The organism is Pannonibacter sp. SL95, from assembly GCF_026672425.1.
Lineage (GTDB): Bacteria > Pseudomonadota > Alphaproteobacteria > Rhizobiales > Stappiaceae > Pannonibacter.
The window spans coordinates 1,397,872-1,422,715 of sequence record NZ_JAPPRC010000003.1 but is presented as its reverse complement, the minus strand read 5'-3'; the positions used below and the strand labels follow the sequence as shown (position 1 = coordinate 1,422,715).

General features: G+C 64.3%; 24 protein-coding genes and 1 tRNA gene. 11 read left to right on the top strand and 14 right to left on the bottom strand.

What is annotated here, in order from left to right; genetic code table 11:
• Positions 1-44: 44 nt before the first annotated feature.
• Positions 45-833 (top strand): enoyl-CoA hydratase, encoded by a 789-nt coding sequence (locus OVA12_RS07260; RefSeq protein ID WP_268135827.1) that lies wholly within the window; start codon positions 45-47, stop codon positions 831-833.
• Positions 834-1,464: 631 nt separating this feature from the next.
• Here OVA12_RS07260 and OVA12_RS07255 read toward each other — a convergent pair.
• Positions 1,465-2,346 carry an alpha/beta fold hydrolase gene (locus OVA12_RS07255; RefSeq protein WP_268135825.1) on the bottom strand — a complete coding sequence of 294 codons (882 nt, stop codon included), beginning with the start codon at positions 2,344-2,346 and terminating at the stop codon, positions 1,465-1,467.
• Positions 2,346-3,098: an alpha/beta fold hydrolase gene (locus OVA12_RS07250; protein ID WP_268135823.1), complete on the bottom strand. Its 753-nt coding sequence runs from the start codon at positions 3,096-3,098 to the stop codon at positions 2,346-2,348. Before OVA12_RS07250 ends, OVA12_RS07255 begins: the two co-directional genes overlap by 1 nt.
• A 225-nt stretch (positions 3,099-3,323) precedes the next feature.
• Between OVA12_RS07250 and OVA12_RS07245 the strand changes: the two genes are divergently transcribed.
• The 6 genes from OVA12_RS07245 to OVA12_RS07220 all read left to right on the top strand — a co-directional run bounded on the left by OVA12_RS07245 (position 3,324) and on the right by OVA12_RS07220 (position 7,983).
• Positions 3,324-3,569 (top strand): zinc-finger domain-containing protein, encoded by a 246-nt coding sequence (locus tag OVA12_RS07245; protein WP_106755339.1) that lies wholly within the window; start codon positions 3,324-3,326, stop codon positions 3,567-3,569.
• Positions 3,570-3,757: 188 nt separating this feature from the next.
• Positions 3,758-4,957: an FAD-dependent oxidoreductase gene (locus tag OVA12_RS07240; protein WP_268135822.1), complete on the top strand. Its 1,200-nt coding sequence runs from the start codon at positions 3,758-3,760 to the stop codon at positions 4,955-4,957.
• Between the two features lie 112 nt (positions 4,958-5,069).
• Positions 5,070-5,831, top strand: coding sequence for a competence/damage-inducible protein A (locus OVA12_RS07235; protein WP_268135820.1), 762 nt, complete (start codon positions 5,070-5,072; stop codon positions 5,829-5,831).
• 60 nt (positions 5,832-5,891) lie between these two features.
• Positions 5,892-6,401 (top strand): xanthine phosphoribosyltransferase, encoded by a 510-nt coding sequence (gene gpt / locus OVA12_RS07230; RefSeq protein WP_106755336.1) that lies wholly within the window; start codon positions 5,892-5,894, stop codon positions 6,399-6,401.
• 467 nt (positions 6,402-6,868) lie between these two features.
• The gene (locus OVA12_RS07225; protein ID WP_268135817.1) at positions 6,869-7,189 is read left to right on the top strand and encodes a hypothetical protein; all 321 of its coding nucleotides are present in this window, start codon (positions 6,869-6,871) and stop codon (positions 7,187-7,189) included.
• A 101-nt stretch (positions 7,190-7,290) separates the two neighbouring features.
• Positions 7,291-7,983: a L,D-transpeptidase gene (locus OVA12_RS07220; protein WP_268135815.1), complete on the top strand. Its 693-nt coding sequence runs from the start codon at positions 7,291-7,293 to the stop codon at positions 7,981-7,983.
• Between the two features lie 234 nt (positions 7,984-8,217).
• Here the strand turns inward: OVA12_RS07220 and sfsA are convergent, their stop codons facing one another.
• The 9 genes from sfsA to OVA12_RS07175 form a co-directional block, all read right to left on the bottom strand.
• On the bottom strand, positions 8,218-8,919 hold the full coding sequence (gene sfsA, locus OVA12_RS07215; protein WP_268135813.1) for a DNA/RNA nuclease SfsA: 702 nt from the start codon (positions 8,917-8,919) through the stop codon (positions 8,218-8,220).
• Between the two features lie 9 nt (positions 8,920-8,928).
• Positions 8,929-10,374 (bottom strand): TrkH family potassium uptake protein, encoded by a 1,446-nt coding sequence (locus tag OVA12_RS07210; protein ID WP_268135811.1) that lies wholly within the window; start codon positions 10,372-10,374, stop codon positions 8,929-8,931.
• 142 nt (positions 10,375-10,516) lie between these two features.
• Positions 10,517-12,139, bottom strand: a complete 1,623-nt coding sequence (locus OVA12_RS07205) for a dihydroxyacetone kinase subunit DhaK (protein ID WP_268135809.1) — start codon at positions 12,137-12,139, stop codon at positions 10,517-10,519.
• A gap of 13 nt (positions 12,140-12,152) precedes the next feature.
• Entirely contained in the window at positions 12,153-13,148 is a 996-nt protein-coding gene (locus OVA12_RS07200) for an ABC transporter ATP-binding protein (RefSeq protein WP_268135807.1), read from the bottom strand.
• Positions 13,141-14,238 (bottom strand): ABC transporter ATP-binding protein, encoded by a 1,098-nt coding sequence (locus OVA12_RS07195; protein WP_268135805.1) that lies wholly within the window; start codon positions 14,236-14,238, stop codon positions 13,141-13,143. The genes OVA12_RS07200 and OVA12_RS07195 overlap by 8 nt, the downstream gene beginning before the upstream one ends.
• Before the next feature lie 4 nt (positions 14,239-14,242).
• A complete protein-coding gene (locus OVA12_RS07190) occupies positions 14,243-14,431 on the bottom strand; it encodes a hypothetical protein (RefSeq protein WP_268135803.1) in 189 nt (62 codons plus the stop codon).
• Positions 14,428-15,366 (bottom strand): carbohydrate ABC transporter permease, encoded by a 939-nt coding sequence (locus OVA12_RS07185; protein WP_268135801.1) that lies wholly within the window; start codon positions 15,364-15,366, stop codon positions 14,428-14,430. The genes OVA12_RS07190 and OVA12_RS07185 overlap by 4 nt, the downstream gene beginning before the upstream one ends.
• Positions 15,363-16,310, bottom strand: coding sequence for a carbohydrate ABC transporter permease (locus tag OVA12_RS07180; RefSeq protein WP_268135799.1), 948 nt, complete (start codon positions 16,308-16,310; stop codon positions 15,363-15,365). The genes OVA12_RS07185 and OVA12_RS07180 overlap by 4 nt, the downstream gene beginning before the upstream one ends.
• 129 nt (positions 16,311-16,439) lie before the next feature.
• The gene (locus OVA12_RS07175) at positions 16,440-17,762 is read right to left on the bottom strand and encodes an ABC transporter substrate-binding protein (protein WP_268135797.1); all 1,323 of its coding nucleotides are present in this window, start codon (positions 17,760-17,762) and stop codon (positions 16,440-16,442) included.
• A gap of 163 nt (positions 17,763-17,925) precedes the next feature.
• Between OVA12_RS07175 and OVA12_RS07170 the strand changes: the two genes are divergently transcribed.
• A complete protein-coding gene (locus tag OVA12_RS07170; protein WP_268135795.1) occupies positions 17,926-19,077 on the top strand; it encodes a LacI family DNA-binding transcriptional regulator in 1,152 nt (383 codons plus the stop codon).
• A 21-nt stretch (positions 19,078-19,098) separates the two neighbouring features.
• On the opposite strand, the gene OVA12_RS07165 is transcribed toward OVA12_RS07170, so the two are convergent.
• A tRNA-Leu gene (locus OVA12_RS07165) sits at positions 19,099-19,183 on the bottom strand.
• A gap of 281 nt (positions 19,184-19,464) precedes the next feature.
• Between OVA12_RS07165 and map the strand changes: the two genes are divergently transcribed.
• The 3 genes from map to OVA12_RS07150 all read left to right on the top strand — a co-directional run bounded on the left by map (position 19,465) and on the right by OVA12_RS07150 (position 23,421).
• Entirely contained in the window at positions 19,465-20,292 is an 828-nt protein-coding gene (gene map / locus OVA12_RS07160; RefSeq protein WP_268135793.1) for a type I methionyl aminopeptidase, read from the top strand.
• Positions 20,293-20,328: 36 nt separating this feature from the next.
• A complete protein-coding gene (gene radC / locus OVA12_RS07155) occupies positions 20,329-21,039 on the top strand; it encodes a RadC family protein (RefSeq protein ID WP_268135791.1) in 711 nt (236 codons plus the stop codon).
• Between the two features lie 117 nt (positions 21,040-21,156).
• Entirely contained in the window at positions 21,157-23,421 is a 2,265-nt protein-coding gene (locus OVA12_RS07150) for a putative bifunctional diguanylate cyclase/phosphodiesterase (RefSeq protein WP_268135789.1), read from the top strand.
• Here OVA12_RS07150 and OVA12_RS07145 read toward each other — a convergent pair.
• Positions 23,387-23,833 (bottom strand): MerR family transcriptional regulator, encoded by a 447-nt coding sequence (locus OVA12_RS07145; protein ID WP_268135787.1) that lies wholly within the window; start codon positions 23,831-23,833, stop codon positions 23,387-23,389. The two genes, OVA12_RS07150 and OVA12_RS07145, sit on opposite strands and share 35 nt — an antisense overlap.
• A 58-nt stretch (positions 23,834-23,891) precedes the next feature.
• Positions 23,892-24,842, bottom strand: a complete 951-nt coding sequence (gene meaB / locus OVA12_RS07140) for a methylmalonyl Co-A mutase-associated GTPase MeaB (RefSeq protein WP_268135785.1) — start codon at positions 24,840-24,842, stop codon at positions 23,892-23,894.
• Between the last annotated feature and the right edge of the window lie 2 nt (positions 24,843-24,844).

Below are 24,844 nucleotides of genomic sequence, written 5' to 3'. Positions count from 1 at the left end.
TCTCGTACAGCGCCAGACGCTAGCATCGCAAGGACCATCTGACCATGAACCTGCCCGCACGCCACGGCTGCATCACAGTCACGATCGAGGGAGCGCTGGCCTTCATCACCATCGACAATGCGGAGCGCCGCAATGCCCTGACACTGGCAATGTGGCAGGCGATGCCGGAGGCGGTGGACAAGGCTGTCGCCGCCCCGCAGGTCCGGGTGATCATCGTCCGGGGCGCCGGGGAGGAAACATTCGTCGCCGGGGCGGACATTTCGGAATTCGCGGCGCTGCGCGGCAACGCCAAGGATGCCAAGGCCTATGAGGCGATCAATGTCGCCGCGTTCGATGCGCTGCGCGCCAGCCCGAAGCCGACCATCGCCATGATCCGCGGCCATTGCCTGGGCGGCGGCGTGGGTCTGGCAGCGGCCTGTGATCTGCGGATCGCAGCCAGGGGCTCCAGCTTCGGAATTCCAGCTGCCCGGCTGGGCATAGCCTATCCGCCGACAGCCCTCGCTGACATTGTAGCGTTGACCGGAGCGGCCAGGGCCAAGGACCTTGTCTTCACCGCCCGCCGCATTGACGCTGCCGAGGCGGAGCGGATCGGGCTGATCGACCGGCTGGTCGACGCGGACGAGCTGGAAAAAGAAACACGCGCGCTCGCGGCAACGCTGGCCGACAACGCCCCCTTGACCATCACCGCCACCAAGGCCGCACTGACCTCTCTCTCCAGCGGCGACCTGTCCGGTGCCCATGCGGCGGCCGAGCGCTGCTTTGACAGCGCCGACTTCGCCGAGGGGCGGACGGCGTTCCTGGAGAAGCGCAGCCCGGTGTTTCGGGGGGAGTAGGACCTGATTGGCAGCGGCGCTGTAACAGGGGCTGATGTCCCTGCCTTGAACTGGAACCACTTTCCCCCGGTCGTCATGCCATGACTTGATCATGGCATCCATGCCGATGCCTGTCGGCGAGTTCAGGCTGCGAGATGGGGATAGTCCAGATTGCAAACGCCGTGCCGGGATGAGAAGTCACGGCATGGATGCCATGGTCTAGCCATGGCATGACGAAGGACTTGAGGCCGCGCGACTGGCGGTGATGCTGCTGCAGAGGCCTATGTTCCGACCCCGAATTGGAACCACGTTCCCCCGGTCGTCATGCCATGACTTGATCATGGCATCCATGCCGATACCTCTCGGCGAGTTCAGGCTGCGAGATCGGAACGGCACAACATGCAGACGCCATAGCGGGATGAGAAGTCACGGCATGGATGCCATGGTCGAGCCATGGCATGACGAAACGTGGAGGTCCGGACAAAATAACACACGCAAGGAAACGGGTGTAACTGACTGATCCTGCGAAACAATATCACTTGAATCTGAATCAGAGCAGCAAGCGCTTGAATCACCCTCTCAGGGCATCACCGACGACGGGATGAGCCGATGCAGGCAAGCTGTTGGGGCGATTCACGAAAGCCCGGCCAGGTCACACCGGTGCGGCAGGGGCCTCAAGGGTCTCGAGAAAATCGACCAGCGCATCGGTGAAGACGTCATTGCGGTCGCCGGCGACCATGTGGCCGGCAGCCTCGACGTCAACGAAACGGGCATGGGGCACGAGGGACTGGAATTCCTCGACATGGGCCTCTGACACCAGCTCCGAGCGTCCGCCACGCACCAGCAACACCGGCAAGGCCAGGTGGCGGGCGGCGGCGATCAGTTCGTCCTCGGCCATGGCCCGGGCAACATCGCCATCCGAATGACGGGCGGAGATGAAGCGCGGATCCCAGTGCCAGCGCAGGCGGCCGTCCGCAGTCGGGCGCAGGTTCTTGGCAAGTCCCTCAAGCGAGGCTGGCCGGGGGCGATGCGGCAGATAGGCGGCAATGGCGTCTGCCGCGTCCTCGACGCTGGCAAAGCCGTCGGTCATGTTGGCGGACATGAACTCAACGATCTTCGACGCCCCGCCAAGATCGACCCGTGGCGTGATGTCGACCAGCACCAGGGCGGACAGGCTGCCGGGAGCAAGATGCCCCTCGGCGAGAATGCCGGCGAGGCCGCCAAGGGACGCGCCGATCAGCACCGGACGCCGGCCCTGTTCGGCTGTGAGTGTCGAGGCAACGCGCACGAGGTCGCGGCCGAAATCGAGGAACGTGTAGTTGCCGGAGGGAACCCAGTCGCTCTCGCCATGGCCGCGCTGGTCGAGGCAGACCGCGCTGAAGCCTGCGCGGGCCAGACGCTCCCCTGTCCCGGCCCAGGCATGGCGGGTCTGACCGCCGCCATGCAGCAGCAGGACCGGCGCGCCCTCCTCGCCGAACCGGTCAGCGACGAGCCTGTTGCCTTCCGCTCCGGTAAAGGAGAGCGCCTTGACCATCAGTCTGTCTCCGCAAGGAAGTCGAGAACACCTTGCTTGAACACCTTGTCGCCCACGGCGACCATATGGTCGCGGCCGGGGATGTCGAGCACGCGCGCGCCGGGGATGAGAGCCGCCAGATCTTCGGGCGAGCCGGCGATGTCATCCTTGGTCCCGACCGCCACCAGAACCGGGCGGCGGATGCGGGCGACGTCTTCCTCGGTGATCTTCTGGCGCGACGAGCGGATGCAGGCCGCCAGCGCCTTGCGGTCCGACTTGGTCTGCTCGGCGAAGGCGCGGAAAGCGCGGCCGGTGCGGTCGGGCACATCGGCAAGACTGTCGGCCTCCAGACCACGCGCAATCGGCTCCGGATCGCCGACGCCATTCACCATGCCATAGCCGAGGCCGCCGAAAATGGCGCGGCGGACACGCTGCGGGTGGTTGAGGGTGAGGAAGGCGGAGATGCGCGCGCCCATGGAATAGCCCATGACGTCGACCTGATCGAGGCCGAGGTGATCGAGAAGGCGGCGGGCATCCTCGGCCATGATCGGCGCACCATAGTCGGCCGGATCGTAGAACTTGCTGCTGTCGCCATGACCGCGATTGTCGAGGGCAATCACCCGGCGGCCATCCTTGCGCAACAGGTCCACCCAGCCCGGATAGGCCCAGTTGACGGTCTTGTTGGAGGCAAAACCGTGAATGAGAAGGATCGGCTCCCCCTCGCCCTCGTCCAGATAGGCGATGTCTACTCCGTCGCCGGAAAACTTCAGCATGGTCACCTTGACGCTTACGTTAAAGGAATATCGTCTGGTCTGTACCTTACGCATTCGGCGCCGGTGCGCAAAGGCCGGAAATCGATCCTGCGGTTCGCAGGAAGATGTTGGACGCAAGCAGCCTGCGGCGAATGTGTGTATCGCCGCAAAAGCCCTACCCTTTGCCGCAACAAGACAGTATGTTCGGCCACCATCTTCGGTAAGTGAGACATTTGGACAGGTGCCATGGCGGATCATGTTGTCCCGCATTTCCAGAATACCAGCGGCCACGACTGCATCGAGATCGGCGCGCGCGAGTTCATGTGCATCGGGGCAAATCCGCCCTTTGACCATCCGCATGTGTTCCTCGATCTCGGCCACGAGGACCAGATCGTCTGCCCCTACTGCTCGACGCTGTACAAGTACAATCCGTCGCTGAAGGCTGGCCAGGCGGAACCGGCTGACAGCGTCTGGGTGCCGGCGGCAGCCTGATCAAGATCACCTGCCCCGCTCCCGGGCCGGTTTCTGGCCGAGCAAGGAGACGGGGCAGGACTTTGACCCTGCTGATCCGGCGCATCATCCGATCCATGGATCATCTGATCCTTGATGACGTCGCCCGGGTCAGCTGCCTGCCCTGACTTTCGTCCAGACCTTAGTCCCGAACGTTTGCGGGCCCTCCCATGACACACTCTCTTCCCGCCCAGCCAGTTGCCGTTGTCGGTGCCGGCATTGGCGGTCTCACGGCTGCGCTTTGCCTGGCGCGGGCCGGGTACCGCGTCGAGCTGATCGAGCGCACCGAGCGGCTGGCGGAAGTAGGTGCCGGACTGCAGCTGTCGCCCAATGCCCTGCGCGTCCTGGCTGGCCTTGGCCTGCTGCCCGAACTTGAAGCCAAGGCGGCAGAGCCGGCGACCGTGCGCATCCGCAGCGCCCGCAATGGCCGCGATCTTGCGCGGGTGCCGCTTGGTCCTGTCGCCCGTGAGCGCTATGGCCTGCCCTATCTGGTGCTGCACCGGGCGGATCTGCAAAAAGTGCTGCTCGATGCTGTCAGCAACACACCGGCGATCACGCTGACCCTCGGTGCAAGTCTTGGCGAGGTGACGGACACAGGCACCGGCATCGAGGCCGGGATTACTACGGCCAGTGGCGCGCGCCGCATCAGCGCCTGCGCCCTGATCGGCGCCGATGGCGTGCGCTCCGAAGTCCGCCAGCGTGTCATGAAAGGGCCGGAGGCACGGTTCTCTGGCCGTACCGCCTATCGCGCCACCCTGCCGGCAAGCGCCGTCCCCGACGTGCTGATGACGGAAACCGGGCTTTGGCTTGGTCCGAAGGCCCATCTTGTCCACTATCCGGTCCGCTCCGGCCGCGAGTTCAACCTCGTGGCCCTCGTCGAGGAGAACTGGGATGCGGATGGCTGGTCGGAACCGGCCGACAGGGACGCGCTGCTGAGCCGCTTTGCCGACTGGCCGGCCGAGATCCGCGCCGTGATGGACATCCCTGACCTCTGGCTGCGGTGGGCGCTGTGCGCCGTCGACGCCGGCACGCCCTGGGCAAAGGGACGTATCGCCTTGCTGGGAGATGCCGCCCACGCGATGTTGCCGTTTGCCGCGCAAGGCGCTGCGATGGCGATCGAGGATGCCGCCGTGTTGGGCCGGCTGATGCAGGGCGCGAAGGATGTTCCGGCCGCGCTTGCCGCTTACCAGCGTCAGCGCCAGCCGCGCGCGGCCCATGTGCAGGAAGCCGCCAGCGCCAACGCCACCATCTACCATATGTCCTGGCCCGCCTGCCTCGCGCGTGACGCGGTGCTGAAGGCAAGCTCGCCAGAGCGGCTTTTGAAGCGGATGGACTGGATCTACGGCTGGCGCGACAGCAGCACCGCTTGAGCGAAACCCGCGCTTGCGATAAAGGCAGAAACCGGCCTGCGCCTGACGCGGCAGGACGGACGCCCGGCGGGCTTTCAGGAGGCCGGGCAAACCGGTCGCTGAAGAGGACTGCATGGACGACGCATCGCAAGGGATCGTGACGGCCGCCTTTCTCGTCATCGGAGACGAGATCCTGTCCGGACGCACCAAGGACAAGAACATCGGCTATGTCGCCGACTTCCTGGCCATGGCCGGCATCGACCTGATGGAAGTGCGCGTTGTCCCTGATATCGAGGCGCGTATCGTCGAGGCCGTGAATGCGCTGCGCGGCCAGTATGACTATGTCTTCACCTCGGGCGGCATCGGCCCGACCCACGACGACATTACCGCCGACAGCATTGCCAAGGCCTTTGGCGTGTCGATCGACCACGATCCGCGCGCCATGGCGATCCTGTCCGCGCACTATCCCCCCGGCGAATTCACGCCCGCACGTCAGCGCATGGCCCGCATTCCGGCGGGCGCGGACCTGATCGAGAACAAGGTGTCGAAGGCACCGGGCTTCCGGATTGGCAACGTGCATGTGATGGCCGGTGTCCCCTCGATCATGCAGGCGATGCTGGATGCCATCGCCCCGACCCTGCGCAGCGGCCGCAAGATCATCTCGCAAACCGTCGACGCGGATCTTCCCGAAAGCCGCATCGCGGATGCGCTTCGAACCATCCAGGGCGAGAACCCGGATGTCATCATCGGCTCCTATCCCCGCAGCATCGACGGCCGGTTCAGCACCCAGGTGGTGCTGCGCGCCCGCGATGCCGAGCGGCTTGGCCCCGTCGCGGCCGCGGTCGAGGCCGCCGTCGCTGCGGCCATAGCCGCCCAGGCGGCGAAGGGAACCTGACACAGGACGGCCCCGCACAGGGCTCAACGCAATCGGCTACGGCCGCAAGGACACTGAAAGATGGAAAACCCCGAGCAGAACAAGGCCTTTCCCGTTTCCTGGGACCAGTTCCACCGCGATGCCCGCGCGCTTGCCTGGCGCCTCTCCGGCCAGGGCGAATGGCAGGCCATCGTCTGCATCACCCGTGGCGGTCTGGTCCCGGCGGCCATCGTCGCACGTGAACTCGGCATCCGCATGATCGAGACGGTGTGCATTGCCTCGTACCACAACTACGAGAACCAGGGCTCGCTGCATGTGATCAAGCCGATCGATCCGAAGGTCATCGGCCTTGAAGGCGGCGACGGCAATGGCGTGCTGGTCATCGACGATCTGGTCGACACCGGCAAGACCGCCCGAGTCGTGCGCGAAATGCTGCCGAAGGCGCATTTTGCCACCGTCTATGCCAAGCCGATGGGCCGGCCGCTGGTTGATACCTTCGTGACCGAAGTGTCGCAGGACACCTGGATCTATTTCCCCTGGGACATGGGCTGGCAGTTCCAGCCGCCGCTGAACAAGAACACGGCCGGCTGAGAGACCGGCGGTTGGAAGGCAGCTGGACAGACGCCCGCAGACTGCCAGCAAACCGGAAACCTCTCCTTCGTCATCCTCGGCCTTGTGCCGAGGATCTGCGCAAGTCAAAGACCAGCAGATGGTCGGGACAAGCCCGACCATGACGAAAAATTAAGACCCGTGCCTTGGCAAGAACAGCGGCCTCGCCACGGAACTCCCCAACAGGGAGGGACAGGCTGCGAGGCTCCTGCGGGCTGGCGCAAGTGTCATGACACCGCTTGAGCACGTCTGCCTCGGGCGCAACGCACCGAGGCGAAAAAGTCACACCGGACTGAAATTGACCGTTCACACTGCCCTCACGGCCATTTGACGCCGTCTGTCCCAATCCGCGCCACATTCTGCCGCGATGCGGGGACATGAGTTTTTTTAACGGCACAGATCCTTGGCCAAGAAGGCTGCTGCTCTGGGGGGGACATTTTCTCGCCCTGATGGCGCTTGTGCTGATCGTGGTGCGCCCGGTCACGGCGCCTGCGCCCGGCAACTTGTCTGTGCATGGGTGGCGGGCCGAGGTCGTACGGCTCGTTGTGCTCAAGGATGACCGGCAGCGCGCGGACCTTGGCGGACTGAAACGCTGCCTGCAGGCCAAATGCCCGGACTTCCGGCCTGAACCGACGCTTACGATGGAACATGCGTCCGGCTGGCGCGTTCACCCGCGACCGCCGTTCCAGATCACTGCCCATGCGAATGCGCCCCGGGAGACGGATGTTCCGCCGCCAAAACGGGCCGGGGTCCAAGAGAATTTCGCATGACGGCCGGGCCCTTAAGCTCCCGGCAAGTTGAATCTGAGACACAAGGACAACAGGTTCGGCCCTCCTCCCGCCGGACCCGCGCCCAACATCGAGGTTGTTTCATGTTGCTTTCCCGCCGCCAGCTCCTGGCCGCAGCTTCTGCGACCCTGCTCGCCGGATGCACCACGCGCTACACCCAGCCGATCCCGTCCCCCGGAATGCCCTACGAGCCGTATCAGCCGTCGGGTCCGCGCATTCCTGAAGAATACCTGCGCATGTATGCCGCCATGCCGAACGAACAGTTCCCCGTGCCGGCTGTCGACCTGCGCAAGGTCAACCCGATCTACTATCGTCAGGTCGTGCCCTACGCCTCGAACGAGCCGATCGGCACGATCATCGTCGACACGCCCAACCGCTTCCTGTACCTCACCATGGAAGGCGGACAGGCCATGCGCTACGGCGTCGGCATCGGCCGCGCCGGCTTCTCCTGGGGCGGCACGGCCCGGATTGCCTACAAGCGCGAATGGCCGGTCTGGACGCCGCCGGCGGAGATGATCGCCCGTCAGCCGGAACTGGAACCCTTCCGCAATGGCATGCCCCCGGGCCTGACCAACCCGCTGGGCGCGCGTGCGCTCTACATTTTCGAGGGCAATCGCGACACGATCTACCGGATCCACGGTTCGGCCGAATACTGGACCATCGGCACCGCCGTATCGTCGGGCTGCGTCCGGCTGATCAACCAGGACGTGATCGATCTCTACAACCGCGTGCCCAACGGCACCCGCATCGTCGTGATCCAGGGACCGCAAGCCTGATCAGGCCGGATTGCGGAACGAGACAAGGGCTGCCGCTGCCGAGCGGCGCCTCCCCTCGTCGCTCCTGCGAAGGCAGGAGCCCAGTAAACGAGGCGGCCGGATACGGCACACAAGCGGCAACCCATTCCGTCTTGGGGGCTGGCACAACCGCTGATCTCAACAACTGGGACCGGGGTTACTTGGCTGCTGCCTGCGCAGGAGCGACGAAGTTGATGGCGCAGGCGTCTGCCCGTCTCAAACCACCTCAACAACCCGGTTGACCCGGATCGCTTCAGGCGTGACGGAGCAGCCGATGGCGATGACCTCGACACCCGCAGCGCGGGCCTCGACAAGCGCCTCGGCATAGGCAGGATCGATGTCGCTGGCCATGGCCAGGCGGTCGCAGTCCGGCCGCTGCACCAGATAAACCATGACGGCCCGATGGCCCTCACGCACCATGTCGGACAGTTCGCGCAGGTGCTTCGCGCCGCGCGCCGTCACGCTGTCAGGAAACTCGGCAAGACCCGGCTGGCGCATCAGGTGGACGTTCTTCACCTCGACGTAGCAGCGCGGCCGGTCCGGCGCCTCGAGCAGGATATCGATGCGGGAATTCACCCCGTATTTCACCTCGCGGCGCAGCTGCGGATAGCCTGACAGGCCAGGCACGGAACCTGCCAGGATCGCTTCTTCGACCAGCCGGTTGGGATGGGCCGTGCTGATGCCGACCAGAACACCATCGGCCTCGATGAGTTCCCAGCTTAGCGGCAGCTTGCGCGCCGGATTGTCCGAGCGGGACAGGTAAACGCGCGATCCGGGCGCATTGAGGCCGAGCATCGACCCCGGATTGGCGCAATGGGCGGTGATCTCGCTGCCATCGTCGTCAAGGATCACATCGGCCAGAAACCTCTTGTAGCGGCGCACCAGACGGCCGCTGATCAGGGTTTGCATGAAGTCCATGGGTGAGCCTCAGTTGGACCAGAAATCCGGGTCGATCATGACCAGAACCACGATCAGCTCCAGCCGTCCGAGCAGCATTGCCGCAGCCAGCAGCCACTTGGCCCCATCCGGCAGGGCGCCGAAGGTGCCATCCGGCCCGACAAGCGGCCCGAGCGCCGTGCCGATGTTGCCGATGGCGCTCGCCGCTGCCGAAAGACAGGTGATGAAGTCGATGTCGAAGGCTGCAAGGCCAATGCTCACCATCGCAACCGAGCCGATGTAGAGCACCAGGTAGACCAGAACAGCGGAAGAGAGATCGGGTGTCAGTCGCGCCTTGCCAAAGGTCTCGGAGGTGACGCGGTTGGGCCGCACCATCCGCCGCAGATGCGAGCGCACCGCAGCCAAAAGCACGAGATAGCGGAAGATCTTCACCCCGCCGGAGGTGGAGCCGGTGCAACCGCCGACAAAGGCCAGCATCAGCACCATGCCGACCACGACCGTGCCCCACACCGTGTAGTCGACCATGTAGAAGCCGGTGGTCGTGATCAGCGAGACCACAGTGAAGGCCGCAAGGCGAAGGGCGTCGAAGAAGCCGAGATCCTGTGTCGCGCCAAGATAGACGGTCAGGCAGAAGGTGATGAAGCCGATGATGGCGAACAGCGCCCGCACCTGCGGATCCTGCCAGAGCTGGAACGGAGCCCCGCGCACCGCCTGGATGACAAGCACGAAGGGCAGCGCGCCGGCTAGCATGAACAGGATCGCGACCCAGGCCGGCCCCTTGGCCGTAAAGGCGCCGAAACTCTCGTCATGGGTGGAAAAGCCGCCCGTGGAGAGAGTTGCCATGGCGTGGTTGACCGCATCGAAGGCATCCATGCCCGTGGCCAGATAGCCGGCCGCACAGGCAAGGGTGAGGCCGCCGTAGACCACCCACATGAGCCGGATCAGCTCGACGGAACGGCTGACGATCTTGTCGCCCCCTTCCCCGCTCTCGCTCTGGAACAGCTGCATGCCGCCGACACGCAGGAACGGCAGCAGGAAGATGCCCATGACGGCGATGCCGATACCGCCGGTCCACTGCATCATCGAACGCCAGACCAGGATGCCGGGTGGCAGGGAATCAAGGCCCGTCAGCACGGTGCCCCCCGTGGTGGTGAAGCCCGAGACTGATTCGAACACCGCATCGGCCGGCCCGAGGCCGAGCCAGAAGAATGGCAGCGCGCCAAAGCCCGGAATGGTGATCCAGGCCAGCACCGTCAGCAGGAAGGTCTGGCGCATCGACAGGCCCTTCTTCAGCGATCCGTCGACGGCAATGGCCAGCAACATGCCGACCAGGCCGGTGAGAAAGGCTGAAAAGACAAAGGCTTGCCAGTCCGCGTTCTTGGTGGCCACATCCACCATCGCCGGCACAAGCATCACGGTGGCGAGGCCCACGTATAAAATGCCCAGAACATAGAGTATGGGGCGCAATGCAATCACGTCGGCGCAATCCTTCCCGGCGGGCGCGGGTCGCCATCAGGCAAACTGTCCCTGCGCGGCGACATTGCCCCGACTGACCGCGCCTGTCGAGCCCACGATTGCAGGGCAGACCCTGTGTGTGGCTAGCCTCTGGGGGCTCGCTTCAGAGCCGCGCCAGATGTTCGAACAGAATCGCCACCGCTTCGGCCCCCGGGTCGTTGTGGCCGACGAGCTGGTCGGCATTGAGGTAGGACGAGCGGCCGGCCTTGGCGCGGGTCAGGGTGGCGGTGTGGTTCGCCCCCTTGCGCGCCGCCGCAGCCGCCGCGGCAAGGCTCTCGTCCAGTGCCTCCAGGGCAGGCTGCAGGGCGTCGATCATGGTCCGGTCACCGGGCATGGCGCCGCCAATCTGCTGCATCCGTTCCAGCCCCGCTTTCAGCGCCTCGCGCATGGGCAGACCGGAGGATGATGCGTCGCCGGCAGCGGCGAAGAAGATCGCCAGCAGCACCCCGGACGATCCACCCATGGTCTGGCTGAGTTCCTGACCGATGGCGCGGTAGAGCTGGGTCGGATCGGCCAGCGGCAGGGCATCCAGCGCCGAAATCAGGGCGCGGGAGGCGTTGGCAAGGGTCGAGCCCGTGTCGCCATCGCCGGACTTGGCGTCGAGGGCGTTGAGCGCCGCCTCGGCACCGATCAGCACCTCGCAGCAGGACAGCAGGAACGCACGGGTAGGCGCATGGGGCGAAGGCATGGCCTTGATCGGCGACAGGCCATCCGGCAGCGGCAGGATGCGGCTTGGCCGCAGTTCGGTGCAGCCGGGCCAGCCAGCCACAGGCGTCGGTGCTGCCAGCAGGGCCGCATCGCCCTCGTCCAGTTCCAGCACCGAGACGGAGAACCCGTGCATGTCGAGCGAGGTCATCATCGCGGCCGGACCGATCAGCCAGGTGATGCGCTCGCCGATGGAGGAGCGGATCAGCTCATGCGCCAGAACCGACATCTCGAGCACCGAGGCCGCGCCCAGATTGTTCAGGAGGGCAACATGCGGCTTGTCCGACATGCAGCCGCGCAGCTTGTCGACGACCGCGACCATGGCCTGGCGTGCATCGACATAGTCGATCTGCTCGAAACCGGCCTCGCCATGAATGCCAAGGCCAAGCTCGACCTTGCCGGCCGGGATGCGATGTTCCTTCGGCGAGCCGGGCACAGTGCAGGTGTCCAGCGACATGCCGATGCTGTGGCTGGTGGCAATGACCCGGCGGGCCGTTGCCGCAATGCTGTCCAGATCGCGCCCGGCTTCGGCGAGGGCGCCGGCGATCTTGTGCACGAAGAGTGTTCCAGCGACACCGCGCGCCTGCGGCAGATCCGGCAGGGCGACATCATCGTCGACCACCACCATCTCGACCTTGTGGCCAAAGGCACGGGCACGTTCGGCGGCAAGGCCGAAGTTGAGACGATCGCCGGTGTAGTTCTTGACGATGAGCAGGCAGCCGGCCGGACCGGTCACGGCAAGAATGGCAGCGAGGACGGCATCGACCGACGGCGAGGCAAAGACATCGCCGCAGACCGCTGCCGTCAGCATGCCCTTGCCAACAAAGCCGACATGCGCCGGCTCATGCCCCGAACCACCACCGGAGACCAGCGCCACTCGTGTCTTGGTCCAGTCACTGCGCACCACAACGCGGATGTGCGGATAGCCATCCAGACGCGCCAGCGTGCCCCCGGCTGCAATGAGCGCCCCGTCGATCGCTTCGGTGACGAGGTCTTCCTTCCTGTTCATGAAATGGGTCATCGGGCTTCCTCCCTCAGATCAGTCTTGCGCCGGTGGCGTCGAAATACAGCGGATTGCGTGGACGGATTCGCACCGCATCACCACGCTTCAGCGTCGTATGGGCATCAGTGACGGTGACAATGGCATGGTTGCGCAGAGTGAGATGCAGCCGGGTCTGGTCGCCGAGATGCTCGACGCGGCTGACAAAGCTCTCCTCCCCTTCCCCTTGCGCGATATGTTCGGGACGCAGGCCAATCGACGCGGCACCGTGCGGCGCGCCGGCGAAGAGATCGGCCGGCAGCACGTTGATGCGCGGCTGGCCAAGGCGGCTGGCCGCATAGACGCTGACCGGATCCTCATAGATCTGCCGCGGTGAGCCGAACTGCACCAGGCGGCCCTGATCGAGCACACCGACATGGGTGGCCATGGTCATCGCCTCGATCTGGTCATGGGTGACATAGAGCAGCGTCGCACCGGAGTTGGCCTGGATGTTCTTCAGCTCCACACGCAGATCGGCGCGAAGCTTGGCATCCAGCGAGGAAAGCGGCTCGTCCATCAGATAGACCGCCGGATTGCGCACCAAGGCCCGGCCGATGGACACCCGCTGCATCTCGCCACCCGACAAGGCAGTCGCCTTGTTGTCGAGCTTGTGCGAGATGCGCAGGATTTCCGCCACTTCCTTCACCTTGCGGTCAATCTCCGCCTGCGGCGTGCGCAGCATCGGCGATTTCAGCGGAAAGGCGAGGTTTTCGCGCACGTTGAGATGCGGATAGAGCGAGTATTGCTGGAACACCATGGCAACGTTGCGCTGCGCCGGGGTGAGGCCTGCCATGGACTTGCCACCGATCAGAACCTCGCCCGCATCCGGGGCATCGAGCCCGGCGACCATGCGCAGGATCGTCGTCTTGCCGGCGCCGGTGGGGCCGAGCAGCACGACAAAGGAGCCGTCGGGCACGGTCATGCTGACATCATCAAGGGCCAGCGTGGTGCCGAAACGTCTGGAAATGCCATGAAGACTGACTTCAGCCATGACGCAGCGCCTCCTGATTGCCTTTCGACACCAGCGCCCGGCCGGTTGTCGCGTCGAAAACGGTGAGCTTGCGGGCATCCAGCAGGACACCGGTCACTTCCCCCAGCCGGACCGGCAGGTCCGACGCGATCCGTGCCTTGAGCAGGCCATGCCTGGTGCGCAGCGTGATGATCTGGGTCGTGCCAAGATATTCCTGGGCCAGAACCTCAGCCCGGTAAGGCGCGGCATCCGACAGGGTCACGTGTTCCGGACGCACGCCGAGAGTGAGAGCCCCTTGCGCACCCGTCAGCTGTTCCGGGACAGCGAAGACGGCCTCGCCCAGCGCGACCTGTGTCGCGCCGTTCGGAACTGTCCCTTCGAAGTCGAGGAAGTTCATCGGCGGAGTGCCGATGAACTCGGCCACGTATTTCGTTGCCGGCCAGTCGTAGATTTGCTGCGGCACGCCGAACTGCTCGACGACACCGTGGTTCATGACGACGATCTTGTCCCCCATCTGCATCGCTTCGAGCTGATCATGGGTGACATAGACGGTTGTCGCCCCCATCCGGTCGTGCAGCGCGCGCAGCTCCTCGGCCATGTGCTCGCGGAACTCCGCATCCAGCGCGCCGAGCGGTTCGTCCATGAAGAAGGCCTTGGGCTCGCGCACGATGGCCCGGCCCAGCGCGACGCGCTGGCGGTCACCACCGGACAGGCCGCCCACGGGCCGTTCGAGAATGTCCTCGATGCGCAGGATCTTCGCCACTTCCGCAACCTTGCGCCGGACATCGGCCCGGGACATGCCCTGGCTGACCAGCGGATAGCTGATGTTCTTGCGCACGTTCATGTGCGGGTAGAGCGCGAACATCTGGAACACGAAGGCAATGTCGCGCTGGCTCGCCCGCTTCTGGCTGACCTCCTCGCCGTCTATGTAGATGTGGCCGCTGGTCGGCAGTTCGAGACCGGCCATCATGCGCAGGGTCGTGGTCTTGCCGCAGCCGGACGGCCCCAGCAGCATGAAGAACTCGCCGTCCTCGATGGTGAAGCTGGAGGAGCGGACGGCGGTAAAGGCGCCGAACTCCTTGCGCAGGTTTTCAATTCGGATCTGGGCCATCGGCCTACTCCGGGAAATGGCTGACGATGATGAACATCACCGTGCCGACAAGCGTGACCACGAAGGAGTGGGTGTAAAGCCACAGCGAAACCGGCTGCATGAGCATGACGACGCCAAGTGCGATGAGCACGGTTGCCAGCATTTCCCATGGCCCCCGGCGCAGCCGGGCAAGGTCCTGAACGAGCGCTCTCATTTGCGGACAGCTCCGAAGGTGATCCCGCGCAAGAGGTGCTTGCGCAACAGGACGGTGAAGACCATGACCGGGACGAGGAACAGGGTGGCGCCAGCGGCAACCGCCGGCCAGTCCTTGCCGACGCCGATGATCGTCGGGATGAAGGGCGGTGCGGTCTGCGCCGTGCCGGAAGTGAGCAGCACCGCGAAGGCGTATTCGTTCCAGGCAAAGATCAGGCAGAAGATCGCGGTCGAGGCGATCCCCGTTGCGGCCTGTGGCAGCACCACTTTGTAGAAAGCCTGGAACCGCGTGTAGCCGTCGATGAGCGCAGCTTCCTCATACTCGACCGGGATCTCGTCGATGAAGCCCTTGAGCAGCCAGACCGACAGGGACAGGTTGACCGCCGTGTAGAGCAGGATCATGCCCAGATGCGTGTCGGACAGGCCAACCTCGCGGAACATCAGGAAGATCGGAATGGCAACCGCAACCGGCGGCATCATTCGCGTCGACAGGATGAAGAACAGGAGGTCATCCTTCAGCGGCACCCGGAACCTTGAGAAGCCATAGGCCGCCAGCGTACCGAGGAAGATCGACAGGAAGGTGGAGCCGAAGCCGATGATGACGGAGTTGAAGAAGCGCTCGCCATAGCGGCTGGGACCGGAAATGACCATGTCATACTGGCGGACGATCTCGTCGTACCAGGTCTGAGCGGGACCTGCCGCCGCCAGGGCCTCCGGCGAAAGGCGGGTGCGCGTGGTGAACAGGTTGACGTAGCCTTCCAGCGTCGGTTCGAACACGACCTTGGGCGGATAGGCAATGGCATCGGACGGCGACTTGAAGCCGGTGGCCACGATCCAGATCAGCGGCATCAGCGTGATGAGCGCATAGGCGACGACGATCACACCGGCGAACCACTTCTGCCGCAGCGAGGGATGGGTGACGGAATAGCTGCTCATCGCTGCTTCACCTTGTTGAGCGCCTTCACATAGATCGAGGCAAGGCCAAAGACGGTGACGAAGAGGATCACGGCATAGGCGCTGGCATAGCCGGTGCGCCACTTCTCGAAGGCTTCGCGCTTGAGGTTGATCGAGGTCAACTCGGTGATCGACCCGGGCCCGCCGCCGGTCAGCTGCACGACAAGGTCGAACATCTTGAAGTTCTCGATGCCGCGGAACAGAACCGCCAGCATGAGGAAAGGCAGCGCCATCGGGATGGTGATGGTCCAGAACTGCCGCCACTTGCTGGCCCGGTCACATTCCGCCGCCTCATAGATGGACTCCGGAATGGAGCGCAGGCCAGCGAGGCAGATGAGCATGACGAACGGCGTCCACATCCAGGTGTCGACAATCACGATCGCCCAGGGAGCCAGAGCGACATCGCCGATCATCGAGAAGGACGAGGGGTCAACGCCGGAGAGATAGCCGACGACGTAATTGAACAGGCCGATCTGCGGCTGGTACAGGAAGGTCCAGAAATTGCCGACCACCGCCGGGCTCAGCATCATCGGCAGGACGATGAGCGTGGTCCACAGGTCGTTGCCCCGGAACTTCTTGTTGATCAGATAGGCCAGCGTGAAGCCGATCAGCACCTGCAGGACGATGGTCCAGATCAAGAAATGCGCCGTCGCCTGCATGGTGTGCCAGATGTCGGGATCGGTCAGGATGCGCTGGTAGTTGCGCAGCCCCACCCACTCGACAGCCTCCGCGGTGCGATTGGCACGGTAGTTGGTCAAGCTCAGCCGGATGGTCCAGATCAGCGGGAAGATGTTGATCGCCAGCAGCAGCAGGATCGTCGGGCCGATGAAGATCCAGGCCACCGCCCGGTCACTCAGCCCCCTGACGACATGCCCCCGCAGCGGCCGGGAGGCCGTTGGCGCCCGGTCTGTCGATTGGTCGGTCATGGTGCTTCCAGTTTCAAGGCCAGGTGCTGGCCAGCTCAAGGCCTGCAACACGCAAGCAAGGCAGCATCCGCTCAGGAGCTTCGCGGGGCCACAGGCGCGGCGGCAATGCCGCGCCCGGGCAACGTCAGCTCAGAGCTTGCCATCATCCTCAAAGGTCTGGGTCCAGTCGCGGACGAGACCGTCGAGCGCTTCCTGCGCCGTGCCATTGCCGGCCACGACATAGTCATGGAACCGCTTCTGGGCATCCTGCAGCAAGGTGGCGTAGCTGGGATCAGCCCAGAAGTCCTTCACCACGGCCATCGAGTCGAGGAAGGCCTGGGCGTAGGGCTGGCTCTTGGGGAAGTCAGGGGCCAGCGTCACCGCCTTCAGGCAGGAGAAGCCGCCCATCGTCCACCACTTCGCCTGGACATCCGGCTGGGCAAACCACTTGATGTATTCAAGCGCGGCATCCTTCTTCTCCGAATAGGAGACAACCGAAATGCCCTGGCCGCCGAGCTGGGCGAACTGCTTGCCATCCGGCCCCTTCGGGTTGACGAAATAGCCGGTCTTGCCCTTGCCGACGTTGGCATCGCTTTCGAAGCCCGGCCAGGTGAAGGCGAAGTTCATCTGCATCGCCACCTGGCCCGACTTGAAGGCGTCGATGCCCTCGCTCATGTAGCCGTTGGATGAGCCCGGAGGGGTGCAGCAGTCATAAAGTGACTTGTAGTATTCCAGCCCTGCGACGGAGCCCTTGGAATTGACAAAACCCTCCATGTCGTAGGGCTTGTCCGGGTTCTGGTACAGGAAGCCGAAGCTGTAGAGCACGTCCATGACGCCCATGGTGATGCCCTCCGAGCCGCGCTCGGTGTAGATTGAGGCACCATAGACCTTGGTGCCGTCGATCTCGCGGCCCTGGAAGAACGTGGCGATGTCCTTCAGCTCGGCAAAGGTCTGCGGCGCTTCCAGCTCACGGCCATACTTGGCCTTATACTCGGCGCGCAGCTCCGGACGGGCGAACCAGTCCTTGCGGTAGGTCCAGCCGACCACGTCACCAAAGGCCGGCAGCGCCCAATAGTTCGGCGTGCCCTTCGGCCATTCGGAATAGCCCGTGACGGTGGCGTCGATGAAGTCGCTCATCTTGATGCCATTGGCATCGAAGAAGTCGTTGAGCTTCACGTAGTGGCCGTTTTCTGCCGCGCCGCCGATCCACTGGCTGTCGCCGATCATCAGGTCGCACAGCTTGCCGCCGGAATTCAGCTCATTGAGCATGCGGTCGGCGAAGTTCGGCCAGGGCACGAATTCGAAGCTCATCTTGTGGCCGGAGCTTTTCTCGAAGTCCTTGCTCAGCTCGACAAGTGCATTGGCCGGGTCCCAGGACGCCCAGCACAGGGTGAGGTTCTCGGCCTTGGCGTTGCCGGCAAGCCCGCACATCAGCAGGGCGCTTGCGCCTGCCATCAGCAGTCTGGATTTCATTGGATCGTTCCTCCCAAAACAGACCGGCCTCGCCCTCCTCGGCATCGCCCGTCCGTTGCAGCAACACTATTTGAGACACGTGTCTCAAAACAAGCAAAAAATGATGCTCGTGTCTCAAATCATGCTATTGATGGCGACGGGAAACGGACGCGGCGCACGGAAAATGACGCTCGAGAGAAGCCAACAGTCTGATCAGGATCACGAATTCGACGCACTCGATGACGGGTTCACCCTCAACCGTCCGACAACGAAGGACCTTGCGAAAGCTGCCGGCGTCAGCCGGGCAACAGTCGATCGGGTTTTGAATGCGCGCGAAGGCGTAAAGCAGAAGACCATCGACAAGGTCAACAAGGCGATCCAGGACCTCGGCTTCGTCCGCAACCTGTCGGCCGCGAACCTTGCCAAGAACCGCGCCTATCGCTTCATCTTCGTGCTGCCACGCTCGGGCGACCTGTTCCTGACCGAGATCATCCGCCACATCCGCGAGGCGGACATGATCCTCGTCGACGACATGGCGACGACGGCGGTCAAGCAACTCGATGAAAACGACCCGCATGCCATCGCCGCCTATCTCGGCACACTGGACACCTCGGTGTGCGACGGCGTTGCGATCATGGCGCCGGAAACGCCGCAGGTGCGCGATGCCATCCTGCGCCTGCGCGAAAGGGGCGTGAAGGCCCTGCCCTTCATTTCCAACCAGCCGATTGACGGCGACTGGGTCGGCATCGACAACCACGCCGCCGGCGCGACGGCCGCCACGCTCCTCGGCCGCTTCGTGCGCGCCACGAGCGGCAGCATCCTGATCGTCTCGGAGACCATGCAGTCACGCGACAGTCTGGAGCGGCGGCTGGGCTTTGACCGGGTGATCAACGCGCAGTTTCCACACCTCACCGCCCTGCCCTCGCTGGAAACCTATGGCAATGCAGACCGCGCCCGGCGGATTATCGCCGAAGCCCTGCGCCGCCAGTCCGTGGTGGCGGCCTACATCCTGTCCTCGGAGGCCCGCATCCCGCTGACGGTGCTGGACGAGATCCGGCAGAGCCAGAACCTGGCTCGCCCCATCGGGCTGTATCAAGGCATGGGCGCTGGCGACGGCGGACGCGCGCTGGGACACATTGTCACCATTTCCCATGAGCGCACGCCCTGCACGGAAGACGCGCTGCGCGGCGGCAGCGTGGATGCCGTGATCACCCAAGATCCGGGGCACCTTGCCCGCAGCGCCATCCGCAAGCTGAAAGCCATGGCCGACCAGCGCAGCACACTGGAATCGCAGGAAAAGATCCGCGTTGAAATCCTGCTGCCGACGAACCTGTAAGGCGGAGGCGACGGGCGGCGTTGGTGCGGACGGCGGGACTCGAACCCGCATGTCAGAAGACGGCAGATTTTAAGTCTGCTGTGGCTACCGGTTTCACCACGTCCGCGGCAAGACGGCATCACCTAGCGCTGACGGCGGAGCTTCGCAAGGCCAAAGGGCGCCGGACACTGCCCAAACAAAAATCCCGCTCGTTGCGGGAAGGTCTTTCCTTGCGCGACGCCGCCGCGCATATTAACGGGAAGGACAACGGCACACGCGATGAACGATGACAGCCTACCGGACAGCCGCCTCGTAAAGGGCGGCGCTTCAGGCCGGCGCCGCCCCCTCTCCCGGCGGTCCGCCTCGATCCGGCTCAGGACAGAACAGATACGGACACCCCTTTCGGACATGGTCACCTATATCGACGCGGCAACCGCCCCCCTGAAGAACACCGGACAGGTCCGTCTCTACGGACCGGACGATTTTGCCGGCATGCGCAAGGCTGGCGCCGTGACGGCGGCCTGCCTTGATGCCCTGGCCGATATCGTCAAGCCGGGCGTGACCACGCAGGAAATCGATGATTTCGTGCAGGCCTTCGGCCGGGAGCACAACGCCCTGCCGGCGACGCTGTACTACCGCGGCTACACCAAGTTTTCCTGCACCTCGATCAACCACGTCGTCTGCCACGGCATTCCCAATGACAAGCCGCTGCGCGACGGTGACATCGTCAACATCGACGTCACCTATATCGTCGACGGCTGGCATGGCGATTCGAGCCGGATGTATCCGGTGGGCGAACTGAAGCGCGCGGCCGAGCGGCTGATCGAGGTCACCTACGAAAGCCTGATGCTGGGCATCGCCGCAGCCAAGCCCGGCAACACCACCGGCGACATCGGTGCGGCGATCCAGACCTTCGTGGAGCGCGAGCGCTGCTCGGTGGTGCGCGATTTCTGCGGCCATGGTCTCGGGCGTCTGTTCCACGACACGCCGAACATCCTGCACTATGGCCGGCCCGGCGAAGGCGTCGAGCTGAAGCCCGGCATGATCTTCACCATCGAGCCGATGGTGAACCTTGGCCGGCCGCAGGTGAAGGTGCTGAGCGACGGCTGGACCGCTGTCACCCGCGACCGCTCGCTGTCGGCGCAGTTCGAGCATTCCATCGGCATCACGCCGGAAGGCTGCGAAATCTTTACCCTTTCGCCGCGCGGCCTGCACCGGCCCGGCTTCGACCGGTAGGCGCGGACAGAGGCAAACAGCCAGCAAGGAGACGCCATGGCCGAGGATGACACCGGATTTTCCGATGCCCCGGCCCCGGCGCATTATCTTGGTCATCGTGACCGCATGCGCGGCCGCTTCCGGGACCATGGCGCGGACGGTTTTGCCGACTACGAGCTGCTGGAACTCATCCTGTATGCCTCGATCAAGCGCGCCGACACCAAGCCGATCGCCAAGGCGCTGCTGGCCAGGTTCGGCTCCTTCGCGGGCGTCCTCGCAGCCCCGCGGGCGCGGCTGCTCGAGGTCAAGGGCGTTGGCGAGCGGGTGGCGGATGACCTGAAACTGCTGCAGGCCGCCGCCAAGCGCTATGCCAGGGCCGAGGTGAACACCCGAGATGCACTGTCGTCCTGGTCGAAGGTGGTGGAATACCTGCGCGCGGCCAGCTCACACGAGGAGCGCGAGGAATTTCGCATCCTGTTCCTCGACAAGAAGAACGGCCTGATCGCCGATGAGGTACAGCAGCGCGGCACGGTCGATCATACGCCGGTCTATCCACGCGAGGTGATCCGCCGGGCGCTGGAACTGTCGGCCACGGCGATCATCCTGGTCCACAATCACCCCTCTGGCGACCCTACCCCGTCGCGCGCGGACATCCAGATGACGCGCCAGATCATCGACATCGCCAAGCCGCTGGGCATCGAAGTCCATGATCACATCATCGTCGCACGAGGCACAGAAGTGAGCTTCCGGGGCCTGCAACTGCTTTGACGATCACTGGATTTTCAGTCTTCAATCGCCAGTGATCAGCTTTTTTTAACTACATTCGTCGGCCTTTCCTTAAGGCGTCTGCGCTACCGTCCGTTCAGCAAAACAGGGTGGGCGGGCATGGAAGCCGGAAACAGCATCAAAAACGGCAGGATTGCGAACACGATCATCATGCCGGTGATCGGCATTGTCGTCCTTGCAGTTCTTTTCGTCTTTGCCATGCTTGTCTGGTCTTCGCGTCTGACAGATGAGGCCGCCGTATCCAGCGAGCGCATGCTGCTGAATGAATCGATCCAGCTGCAACTGGACCAGATCGCCAAGCAGCAGGAAGGTGCGGCTGTCTGGGATGACGCATTCTTCCGCGCCGAACGGGGCCTCGAAAACCGCGACTGGTTGCGCCACCATGTCTCCGCCTGGCTTGCCGAAGGATATGGCCACAGCCGCAGCCTGATCCTTGACAGCGATCGCAACGTGCTCGTCGCCTTCGACCGCTCCGGCGAGGCGAGTTGGGTGAGCGAGGCGCTGCTCAACGCCCTGAAGGGGCCAATTGCCCGGGTGCGCGCCCGCTACATCAACAGCTTCGTGCTGACCCCGTCCGGCACCTACAAGTTCCAACCGGTCTATCGCAACTATCACCATTCGCTGTTCGAAACGGGGCTCGTCCGCATCGAGTCGGCACCGTATTACTTCACGGTCACCGCCATCGCGCCGGACCTGCACACGATCGGCTCCGACCGAGAGCCGCCGTCGGTGGTGATCAGCTTCGTCCCTATGAACAGCTTGTCGCTTGGCCGCCTGGCCGAGATGTCCGGACTGTCCAGCATCACCGCGACCCAGCCCGCCAACGTCCGCCCGGGCATGGCCGATGTGGTGCTGAAGGATCCGAACAATGCGTCCGTGATCCGTCTCAACTGGGAGCCAAAGCGGCCGGGCACGGACATGCTCAACCGCATCCTGCCGGTCATGGTGATCCTTGCGCTGGCCGTCGCGGTGCTGACGGCGGTCCTGTTGAACTACGCCCGTCAGTCCACGCGCAAGCTGGCAACAAGCGAAGCAAAGGCAGTCTATGCCTCGCAGCATGACAGCCTGACCGGTCTGCCGAACCGTGACTTCTTCAACGACCTGCTGAAACAGTCGCTGGCGAGCATTGATGAAGACCGCGGCCTCACCGCTGTCGTCTATATCGACCTCGATCACTTCAAGGACATCAACGATACGCTGGGCCACGCCGCCGGAGACGAGGTGCTGCGCGCCGTGACGGCGCGTCTGCGCGCGATTGTGCCCCCCACCGGCACTGTCGCCCGGATTTCCGGCGATGAATTCGCCATGGTTCTGAACCAGTGCTCGTCGCGGGCCCTGATCGAATATCAGCTGAGCCGGGTACAGGACGAGCTGATCCGCCCCGTCAAGGTCGCGGGCACCGAGCTCTTTGTTAGCCTGTCGATGGGCGCTGCCGTGGCGCCGATGGATGGCAGCGGCGCAGGCGAACTGCTGCGCAAGGCCGACATCGCGCTTTATGATGCCAAGGCGAACGGGCGCGGCCGCTGGTCGTTCTTTGATCCGTCGATGGAAGAATACGTCCAGACCCGCGACAACATCGCCCGCGAGCTGCGCCGCGCCATCGACAATGACGCGCTGGCTGTCGCCTATCAGCCGCAGATGTCGTCGAAGACCGGCAAGATCACGGCCATCGAGACGCTGGTCCGGTGGACCCATCCCGAACGCGGTCCAATCAGCCCGGCGAACTTCGTGCCGATTGCCGAGGAGACCGGCCTCATCAACGACCTTGGTCTCTGGGTGCTGCGCCGCGCCTGCCGCGATGCGCATCTGTGGCCGGACGTGATGATCTCGGTGAACATCTCGCCGACCCAGTTCCGCCACCCGCGCTTCATCGACCAGTTGATCGAGACGCTTGCCTCCTATGACCTGCCGCCGTCGCGGCTGGAAATCGAGGTGACGGAATCGGTTTTTGCCGGCAAGGACATGGCCGTGCTCAACGTGATGAAGCGGCTGCGCGAACTCGGCATCAAGATCGCACTCGACGATTTCGGTTCGGGCTACTCCTCGCTGAGCTACCTGCGCCGGTTCCCGTTCGACATCCTCAAGATCGACCGCGACTTCATCCTGCCGGCAGGCGATTCGCCGCAGGCGCAGGCGATCCTGCGCACGATCATCGACCTCGGCGAAGCGCTCGACATGACGGTTGTGGCAGAAGGCATCGAAACGCAGGAGCAGATGGAATTCCTGACCTCCATCGGCTGCGAGCGGCTCCAGGGCTACTACATCAGCCGCCCGGGGCCGGCACAGGAGATCGCACCGGTAATCGCCGGCAGCGGCTTCGGCGACCAGTTCAAGATCGTGACGGAACAGCTGCGCGCTGGCTAAGGCAACCCGGCAGGTCGAGGCGGCTCTGATCGCTGGCAAGGTCCTCCAGAATGGCGCAATCTGGCCCGCCGTCGCCGGTGCACAGGGACACCGTCTCCTCCAGCGCCTGCCGCAAGGCTGCCAGCTCACCGATCTTGTGATCCAGCGCCTCGATATGCGCCAACGCCAGCCGGCGCACTTCCGCATTCGACCGGTTCGGATTGTCCTGCAAGTCTATCAGGCTGCGGCATTCCTCGATCGTAAATCCCAGCGACCGGGCGCGCTTGAGGAAGCGCAGACGCTCGAGATCGGCCGGGTCATAGGTCCGGTAGCCATTGTCCAGCCGATGCGGGCGGACGAGCCCGATGTCCTCGTAGTAACGCAAGGTCTTGGACGGCAACCCGGTCTCGCGGGAAACGTCACCAATGGTCATCGGGGCTTTCATCAGCAAAGCTTGTCCAGGTCAGGGCTGCTTGGAACCTGCACTAAGACTAGTCCAGTCCGAGCCGCCTGTCCAAATCAGCGCGGATGGCCGCCATCGCCGCGAAGGGGCCTCCGGCACGCTCCAGCTGCGCGGCCACATCGACAAGGCTCGCTCCGGCGCGGCCATAACGGGTATGGACGAAGTCGGCAACCCAGTCGCGTTGCTGGCCAAGGTAGCGGCTCGCGCCCTTGCCGCTGGACTTCAGATAGGCCTGGTGGCGGGCAATGGCCTGCATCAGCTCCGCAGTCCCCTTGTCCTCCGCCGCAGAAACGGTCAGCACCGGCACCGTCCAGTCCTGGCTGGCAAGGCGTGACAGGCTGAGCGCGCCCTCGACGTCCGACTTCGCCCGCGCGGCGGCCGCGCCCATGTCGGCTTTGGTGACGACGATGATGTCGGGCAGCTCCATGACGCCAGCCTTCATGAACTGAAGGCTGTCGCCGGAGCCGGGCTGGATGCACAGGACGAGCGTATCGACGGCAAAGGCAACGTCCGCCTCTGACTGGCCAATGCCAACCGATTCGACGATGACCTGATCCCGCGCGGCCCGGAACAGGGCAATGGCGGCGATGGCGTGGTCGGACAGACCCCCAAGACGATCCCGCGCCGCCATGGAGCGTACGAAGATGCCCTGGTCTTCCGGATCGGTGGCTAGCCGCGTTCGGTCACCCAGCAGCGCCCCGCCGGTCAGCCGCGAGGATGGGTCCACCGCCAGAACACCGACAGTATCGCCGGCCGTGCGAAAGCCGCGGATCAGTGCATTGGTGAGCGTCGACTTGCCGACCCCGGGAGGGCCCGTGAGACCCAGCGCCCGGCCGGAGCCTTCTGAGATCGCAAGATCGAGCAGCGCCGCCAGACGGGCGCTGCCTTCTTCTGCTTCCAGCCGCGACAGGGCACGGGACAGCGCGAGCTTGCCGCCCTGTCGCAGAAGGGCGAGTGCCTCCCCTGCCCCATCGGCCATGA

Excerpts from the sequence above, each read along its gene's own strand:
- OVA12_RS07260 (WP_268135827.1), top strand. The coding sequence starts at position 45 with ATGAACCTGCCCGCACGCCACGGCTGCATCACAGTCACGATCGAGGGA.
- OVA12_RS07255 (WP_268135825.1), bottom strand. The coding sequence starts at position 2,346 with ATGGTCAAGGCGCTCTCCTTTACCGGAGCGGAAGGCAACAGGCTCGTC.
- OVA12_RS07250 (WP_268135823.1), bottom strand. The coding sequence starts at position 3,098 with ATGCTGAAGTTTTCCGGCGACGGAGTAGACATCGCCTATCTGGACGAG.
- OVA12_RS07245 (WP_106755339.1), top strand. The coding sequence starts at position 3,324 with ATGGCGGATCATGTTGTCCCGCATTTCCAGAATACCAGCGGCCACGAC.
- OVA12_RS07240 (WP_268135822.1), top strand. The coding sequence starts at position 3,758 with ATGACACACTCTCTTCCCGCCCAGCCAGTTGCCGTTGTCGGTGCCGGC.
- OVA12_RS07235 (WP_268135820.1), top strand. The coding sequence starts at position 5,070 with ATGGACGACGCATCGCAAGGGATCGTGACGGCCGCCTTTCTCGTCATC.
- gpt (WP_106755336.1), top strand. The coding sequence starts at position 5,892 with ATGGAAAACCCCGAGCAGAACAAGGCCTTTCCCGTTTCCTGGGACCAG.
- OVA12_RS07225 (WP_268135817.1), top strand. The coding sequence starts at position 6,869 with ATGGCGCTTGTGCTGATCGTGGTGCGCCCGGTCACGGCGCCTGCGCCC.
- OVA12_RS07220 (WP_268135815.1), top strand. The coding sequence starts at position 7,291 with ATGTTGCTTTCCCGCCGCCAGCTCCTGGCCGCAGCTTCTGCGACCCTG.
- sfsA (WP_268135813.1), bottom strand. The coding sequence starts at position 8,919 with ATGGACTTCATGCAAACCCTGATCAGCGGCCGTCTGGTGCGCCGCTAC.
- OVA12_RS07205 (WP_268135809.1), bottom strand. The coding sequence starts at position 12,139 with ATGACCCATTTCATGAACAGGAAGGAAGACCTCGTCACCGAAGCGATC.
- OVA12_RS07200 (WP_268135807.1), bottom strand. The coding sequence starts at position 13,148 with ATGGCTGAAGTCAGTCTTCATGGCATTTCCAGACGTTTCGGCACCACG.
- OVA12_RS07195 (WP_268135805.1), bottom strand. The coding sequence starts at position 14,238 with ATGGCCCAGATCCGAATTGAAAACCTGCGCAAGGAGTTCGGCGCCTTT.
- OVA12_RS07190 (WP_268135803.1), bottom strand. The coding sequence starts at position 14,431 with ATGAGAGCGCTCGTTCAGGACCTTGCCCGGCTGCGCCGGGGGCCATGG.
- OVA12_RS07185 (WP_268135801.1), bottom strand. The coding sequence starts at position 15,366 with ATGAGCAGCTATTCCGTCACCCATCCCTCGCTGCGGCAGAAGTGGTTC.
- OVA12_RS07180 (WP_268135799.1), bottom strand. The coding sequence starts at position 16,310 with ATGACCGACCAATCGACAGACCGGGCGCCAACGGCCTCCCGGCCGCTG.
- OVA12_RS07175 (WP_268135797.1), bottom strand. The coding sequence starts at position 17,762 with ATGAAATCCAGACTGCTGATGGCAGGCGCAAGCGCCCTGCTGATGTGC.
- OVA12_RS07170 (WP_268135795.1), top strand. The coding sequence starts at position 17,926 with ATGACGCTCGAGAGAAGCCAACAGTCTGATCAGGATCACGAATTCGAC.
- map (WP_268135793.1), top strand. The coding sequence starts at position 19,465 with ATGGTCACCTATATCGACGCGGCAACCGCCCCCCTGAAGAACACCGGA.
- radC (WP_268135791.1), top strand. The coding sequence starts at position 20,329 with ATGGCCGAGGATGACACCGGATTTTCCGATGCCCCGGCCCCGGCGCAT.
- OVA12_RS07150 (WP_268135789.1), top strand. The coding sequence starts at position 21,157 with ATGGAAGCCGGAAACAGCATCAAAAACGGCAGGATTGCGAACACGATC.
- OVA12_RS07145 (WP_268135787.1), bottom strand. The coding sequence starts at position 23,833 with ATGACCATTGGTGACGTTTCCCGCGAGACCGGGTTGCCGTCCAAGACC.
- meaB (WP_268135785.1), bottom strand. The coding sequence starts at position 24,842 with ATGGCCGATGGGGCAGGGGAGGCACTCGCCCTTCTGCGACAGGGCGGC.